This window comes from Streptomyces sp. KR55 (genome assembly GCF_052245645.1).
Taxonomy (GTDB): Bacteria; Actinomycetota; Actinomycetes; order Streptomycetales; family Streptomycetaceae; genus Streptomyces; species Streptomyces flavusporus.
The window spans coordinates 1-695 of the sequence record NZ_JBQQCE010000996.1; the positions used below are offsets into that span (position 1 = coordinate 1).

Annotated in this window: 1 protein-coding gene; it reads right to left on the reverse strand. The window is 61.0% G+C overall.

Translation table 11 applies throughout. The features are described 5' to 3' along the window. Positions 1–70 precede the first annotated feature (70 nt). On the reverse strand, positions 71–613 hold the full coding sequence (locus ACTWQJ_RS51995) for a hypothetical protein (protein ID WP_443313298.1): 543 nt from the start codon (positions 611–613) through the stop codon (positions 71–73). Positions 614–695: the final 82 nt, after the last annotated feature.

A 695-nucleotide genomic window follows, 5' to 3' on the forward strand; every position in this document is an offset into this window, starting at 1 on the left:
GGTGCCGCGTGGGCGGCCGTGTTGCTCTTCTGTGTCACTGCTTCTTCGTGGTGTGCCTTGACGGCTGGTTTCAGTAGTCCTTGTCCTCGTCGTGGTCCTCGTCGTCGTAGCCCTTGTCGTGGTGGCTTTCGATCACCTTGAAGCTGCCCACGATCACATCGCCCTCTACGTTGCCATCGACCACGAACTGGGAGGACTTGGGCGGGAGAATGGCCTCCGGTGTGTTGCTGCAGTTGGCGGTGTCGAAGAATTCGACGATCTTCTTGCTGAGGTTTTCGACGTTGAAGGTGTCATCGGCGACGGGGCCGTCGCCGTTGGGGATCTGGACGCTGGTGACGGGGAAGCACTGGTACTTGTGAGCCGGGTACTTCTGCCCGTTGACGATGACCTTGCCCTTGTCGTGGTCCTTGTCGTCCCCGTGGTCCGACTTCTTGTGGTCGTAGCCCTTGTCCTCCTCCTTCTTGCCGCTGTCGCCACCGTAGGGGGCGTGGGCCGGGGCAATCTGCGGGGCGGACTGAGATGAACCGGTGGCGGAGGCGTAGGTCATTCCGGTGAGAGTCAGGGCCGTGACGCCGATGGCGGAAGTCGCAAGGGCGACAGTACGCGTCTTCATTTCTTCTCCTCGATGACAGAGGTGGCCGACTGGGCAGCCGACCCGTGAATGAACGTACTGACCGCATTTCTGGCTGTCATCT